The organism is Pseudoalteromonas sp., from assembly GCF_041613455.1.
Lineage (GTDB): Bacteria > Pseudomonadota > Gammaproteobacteria > Enterobacterales > Alteromonadaceae > Pseudoalteromonas.
The window spans coordinates 1-5401 of record NZ_JBFJHD010000203.1 but is presented as its reverse complement, the minus strand read 5'-3'; the positions used below and the strand labels follow the sequence as shown (position 1 = coordinate 5401).

Genomic DNA, 5401 nt, shown 5'->3' with positions numbered 1-5401 from the left:
GGCAGTGTAGTGCTTGCCGCTACAGAGCACGCAAAAAACCAAAACAGCGTAAAGCCGCAGAGTGATTGTTTACCTTGCAAGCCTTTGCTAATGTAGCTTAAACGCTTTATTTTAAGTTGAGGTAACCATGTCATTTTTAACACGCATACTCCCTTCATTTTTAGTTTCTTGGTTACTTACATTCACCCTTGCTAGCTTGTTTCATAGCCATTACGTTGTCAATCAATTAGTAAATGTGGGTGTGGTAGTGGGCCTAAGTGATCGTGTTAGTTTGATGCTAGATGACTGGCTAGGCTTACTACCCACTTATGGCGCTATTATTGCCCTTGCGCTGGCATGCGCTTTTTTAGTTACCGCGCTACTTTATAAAAGGCATAAACAACAAGCTATGCAATTATTTATGTTTACTGGAATTGCGGCATTTGCTGTGCTGTTGCTGGCTATTGAATCAATTATGCATATTAACATTATAGCGGGAGCCAGAGGCTGGGGGTTTTATGCACAACTGTTTGCAGGAGCGATAGGGGGGTATGTTTTTTCGTTATTGCTGCAGTTAAACAGTGGCAAAAGGGATGGGCATGCGCTGTAAAAAGCCGCTGTGTAATACAGCGGCTTTGTTGTGTTTAGCTATTAAACGACTGGGCTAAAAAATTAGGCTAATAAGCTTATAACCACTTAAACCAAAAATAAGTACCAGCACTGGCAAGGTCAACAGGTTTACCAGCAGTGAGTTAGTGTAATTACCCATTACGGCTTTTTGGTTAACTAACCACACTAGGTAGGTGGTGACTATGGGGAGTAATAAACCATTGGCAGCTTGCGCAAATATAATGACCGCCACAGGGTCTAACCCCAATGAGGCAACCGCAGCACCAAATAATAAAATAACAATTGCGACGCTTTTAAAGCGTGGATTATCCATTTTATTTGACCAACCTAACATACCACACACCGCGTAAGCACCGGCAAGTGGGGCGGTGATAGCACTGGTTAAGCCTGCGGCAAATAAACCAATGGCAAAAAAGTAATGAGCCGCATCACCTAATAATGGCTCAAGCTGTACCGCCATGTTGGCAGCGCTAATTTGCCCCGCATCAGTGCCATAAAATGCAACAGACGCAGTTGATAGTATAGCGAGCGTGATCACACCGCCTAAAGTGATAGACACGCCCGTATCTATATTGGTTTCTTTAATCACTTTTTGCTTATCGCTTTGGCTGTCGTGGCGCGCAGCGAGCACCCCAGAGTGCAAAAACAAGTTGTATGGCACTATGGTGGTACCTACGAGCGCCAATACCGTGGTTACTGAGCCCTCAGGCATGCTGGGGATAAAGCCGGCTAGTACCTCACTAAGCGCGGGAGCCGCCATAACGAGCGTAGAAATAAACACTAAGCTCATTAAAATCACTAGTAAAATAAGCGCATTTTCAACAACTTTGTGTTTTCCGCTATACAGCAATGCAGCACTTAATACTGCAATCAGTGGTGTCCAAAGTTGGGCATTTACGTGCGGGAATATTTCAATTAATCCCATGCTGGCGCCGCTTAAGTTACCCGCCTCGTAGGCGGCACTGCCTACGCCAATGGCGCTGATCACTAAAAATACCGCGAGCGACTTAAATAGTGGCGTTTCAATGTGGGCTCTTAGCGCTTGTGCTAAGTCTTGCCCGGTGGCTACGCCAAGGCGCGCCGCCATAGATTGTAATAATATGGTGGCTATTACTGAAAATAGTAATGTCCATATTAGTGCAAAACCAAAGTTTGCACCCGCAACACTTGCGGTAGTGATAGTCCCTGGTCCAATGAAGGCAGCGGTGACGAGTAGTCCTGGTCCTAATCGCATAGTTTGACCTTAATAGTGCTTTTGCATAATGCTATTTAAAGTTACACCTAACGTTTGTTTAACGTGATGCCTGGAGTATTGCTGCCACTTATATTAAGTGCCTTGCAGCGTTAGCCGCCCCTTGGCTTAGCCTTTTTTGCTAATCATATGTTAAAAAAGGTCGCGTAGCATACCAACTTATATATAAATTTAAAGGGGTTGGGGTGCGTTTGCATAAAAAACACTCAGTTAATGCACTGCAAGGGGGGAACAATACCGGCAGCACTCGCTGATGAGCCTGCCTTGAGGGAGTCGGTTTACCGCGGCGCTATTCAGTACGGCGAGCTTACGCCATTAAATGCTTTATCGTTTCTAGGCCTTTACGCAAAGTGGCGGCATCGGTGGCGTAATTGATACGAATACACTGGTGTTTGTGTGCCCAGTTATCATCGATACCAATAAAAAAGTTATGCCCAGGAATAATATACACATGCTTGGCTTTTAGCTGCTGGTATAGTATTTCACTGGTTATTTTGGCGTCTTTAAACCATAGCCACATAAAAAATGCACCTTCTACTTTGTGAAGGTACACGTTCATATCGGCAAAAATTTCATTGAACAGCGTTATTGCCACCTGCGCTTTGTGACGATAAAAAGGCAATACCACATTGTGACACAAGGGCAATAATGCATCGTTTTTAATCAGCCGCGTGACTAAACTTGGCCCCACACTGTTAGGCGATAATACCATGCTGCCATTAACACGGCCGATTGCTTGAATGATTGCCTTATTAGCCACCACAATGCCGGTACGTAAGCCGGGTAAACCTAACTTTGACAGCGACATACATAAAATAATATTACTGTTCCAGCTTAAGTTTGCCTCAGTATAAATACAACCAGGGAAAGGATCGCCATATGCGTTATCAATGATAAGCGGTATATTGTACTGCGTGGCAAGCGCATCTAATTGTGCAACCTCTGCGTCGGTAATTACATTACCGGTGGGGTTGGTAGGGCGCGAAACACATAACGCGGCGATGCTGCTATCGTTCGCTAAAGTTTGTTTTACTGCATTAAAATCAATCAAGTATTTAAACTGTTTTGAGCCATTTGGGGTGGCTAAAATTTCGATGTCGGGCTTAATTGCAACAAACATATCGGCCGATAAACCTTGGTCGGCGTAACCGACGTATTCAGGCGCAAGCGGAAATAAAATCTTTTTATGGCTACCATTTGGCATGAGGCCGGCAAATAGGTTAAACAGAATAAAAAAGTTAGCCTGACTGCCATTACCCAGTGCAATATTATCGGCGCTTATATCCCAGGTGTAATAGCTGCTGAGCTGGTTTGCCAGTGCACTACGAAACTCATCATTACCCGATGGACCATCATACAGACCAAATAGCGGCGATACTTTATTGGTAGCGATCAGCGCCTGTAACTCGGTTATAAATACGTCGTTTACCTCAGGCACCTGAGCAGGATTGCCACCACCGAGCATAACAATATTGGGATTATTACTTTTTTTAGCATTGCCTAAGTCTTCCATTAACTGGGTAATGCCGTTGAGCTGGGTAAATTTAGTGCCAAAGTCTGAATAATTCATACAACAACTACAGTGGTTAATAAGAAAATCAGTATAGCCCGATTTATTTGGCAAAGTCTCACGTTAACAGCCATTTGTGTTGGGTAAAGTATATTCTGTTACTAAATTGGCTAATATTCACTACCTAGCCAATAAATAGCTTAACGTGAAGTAAGTTGTGACAAACAGCCGATTTAATAGTGTAAGCTATTGCGATATTAGCCAGCAAAAGGAGTGATGAGTTATGGAGCTTACTGTTTATTTGCAACATATGTGGCAGTTGGCAACGCAGGGGCAAACCCAAGGAGTTTGGTTTTGGGCTGCAATATATACCTTGATCATTTGTAGTTATTCACTGCTGTTTCAAGTGAGAACCCGTTATTGGCCTGTTACAACAGGAGAGTTAGTTGCTTTAGGGGTTGATACGTTTGCCTTTGCTGATAGCGTAAAGGCGGAACAAGATTACATCGCTAAGGCTTTGTATACATACCAAGTCGCGGGCGTGGTTTATACCGGTAAGAAAATTTCACCTTGGACTTTTGTTGCCAGCCATAATGTTAAAGCGTTGCTAGAGCTACAAATGTCTGCAGTGCAACGTTTAGCGGATGGTAAAGTAAAGGTGTACTATAACGCGAATAATCCAAAAAAAAGTTATCTGATCATTGCCGGTAAGCTTGGAATAACTATCACTTGGGCGTTAAGTGTGTTGCCACTGTTAGCGTACTATTTAAAATTTCATTTTTAAATAGGGGAATGACCCGTTTACATCTGTGATTCGCGCAAATAACATTATTTTTATGGCAACTATTAGCGCTTTTCAGTAACCACTAAAATGAATAAACAAACTGCTTGATTTGTCACTTAAATATGACATTTTATAGCTATGATCAGCCAATCAATTTTTACACAGGGCAGTATTATTAGTAATTTAGTACCTCAAGTACAGGCAGTTACGCCACACACAAGCGATCACTTTGCTGCCGGAGTAACCAACACGCAGCTTAAAATCGCGACCTTCAATTTGTTTAACTACCTAGAGCCGCCCAATGCGTTTTATGAGTTTGAAAAAATTTATACCGTGGAGCAATGGGCTAAAAAGCAGTGTTGGATTGTTGATTACTTAACTGATTATCAGCCTGATGTGATTGGCTTTCAGGAAGTGTTTAGTATTGAGTCACTTGAAGCATTAGTACAGCAGCAAGGTTATGCGTACTTTGCTGTGGTAGATGAGCCACAGATAATAGATGACTTTATTTATAAACGCCCGGTGGTGGCAATTGCCGCTAAATATCCCATTGTTGAAGTAGCCAGTGTTAAGCACGACCCTGAGCTTGCCAACACTTTGGGCTTAACGGAGGATTTTTCATTTAGCCGTAAGGTACTTAGAGCCACCATTACATTACCCCATATAGGCAATAGCGATTGTTACGTGGTGCACTTTAAATCTAAACGTTCAATGCTTGAAGTTGATGAGCGCAATAACCAGCTGACGGCTGAAAAAAACATTATTGAAACGTTAAAGGCCAGTGTAGCGGGGGGCTGGGCGGCCACTGTGCAGCGTGGTAGTGAAGCCACATTACTGATGATGGAAATGATCAGCCGGCGTGAGGCAACGCAACAGCCTATGCTGCTGATGGGAGATTTTAATAACGACTTAGCCGATGGAGTACTTAATCATTTACTCACCAATACGCTGCGCTTTGCGCCAGCGATTGACGCGCGCACCTACCTTGCTCGCTATTGTTTATACGATGCATGGCAGTTATATATAAAAACACAGCAGGCGACGATGGCGCCGTCCGCACACGCTGCGGCAGACGTAATAGGTGCAGTAGATAAGCCGGCTCAACACTTAATCGCGCGTAAGCCAACCCATTACTATGGCGCATGCTGCTCAGTACTTGATTACATATTATTGTCGTGTGAGTTTGATACCAGCTACGACGACAGTTTTTTTGCAGTAACAGACTATCACAGCTACGACCGTCATT

General features: G+C 43.5%; 5 protein-coding genes. 3 read left to right on the top strand and 2 right to left on the bottom strand.

What is annotated here, in order from left to right; genetic code table 11:
• Window positions 1–127: 127 nt before the first annotated feature.
• Complete coding sequence (locus tag ABYB02_RS14195; protein ID WP_372763068.1) at window positions 128–589, top strand: hypothetical protein; 462 nt, start codon at window positions 128–130, stop codon at window positions 587–589.
• 54 nt (window positions 590–643) lie between these two features.
• Here the strand turns inward: ABYB02_RS14195 and ABYB02_RS14190 are convergent, their stop codons facing one another.
• Both ABYB02_RS14190 and ABYB02_RS14185 read right to left on the bottom strand, forming a co-directional pair.
• Window positions 644–1843: an Nramp family divalent metal transporter gene (locus ABYB02_RS14190; RefSeq protein WP_372763067.1), complete on the bottom strand. Its 1200-nt coding sequence runs from the start codon at window positions 1841–1843 to the stop codon at window positions 644–646.
• 325 nt (window positions 1844–2168) lie between these two features.
• Complete coding sequence (locus tag ABYB02_RS14185; RefSeq protein WP_372763066.1) at window positions 2169–3431, bottom strand: valine--pyruvate transaminase; 1263 nt, start codon at window positions 3429–3431, stop codon at window positions 2169–2171.
• A 223-nt stretch (window positions 3432–3654) separates the two neighbouring features.
• Here ABYB02_RS14185 and ABYB02_RS14180 point away from each other — a divergent pair, with 223 nt between their 5' ends.
• Window positions 3655–4155: a hypothetical protein gene (locus ABYB02_RS14180; RefSeq protein WP_372763065.1), complete on the top strand. Its 501-nt coding sequence runs from the start codon at window positions 3655–3657 to the stop codon at window positions 4153–4155.
• A 276-nt stretch (window positions 4156–4431) separates the two neighbouring features.
• Window positions 4432–5401, top strand: a 970-nt coding sequence (locus ABYB02_RS14175) for an endonuclease/exonuclease/phosphatase family protein (protein ID WP_372763069.1), incomplete at its 3' end; no start/stop codon positions are given.

Bases quoted from the DNA above. Each gene is read 5' to 3' on its own strand.
- ABYB02_RS14185 (WP_372763066.1), bottom strand. From the start codon at position 3,431: ATGAATTATTCAGACTTTGGCACTAAATTTACCCAGCTCAACGGCATT.
- ABYB02_RS14195 (WP_372763068.1), top strand. From the start codon at position 128: ATGTCATTTTTAACACGCATACTCCCTTCATTTTTAGTTTCTTGGTTA.
- ABYB02_RS14190 (WP_372763067.1), bottom strand. From the start codon at position 1,843: ATGCGATTAGGACCAGGACTACTCGTCACCGCTGCCTTCATTGGACCA.
- ABYB02_RS14180 (WP_372763065.1), top strand. From the start codon at position 3,655: ATGGAGCTTACTGTTTATTTGCAACATATGTGGCAGTTGGCAACGCAG.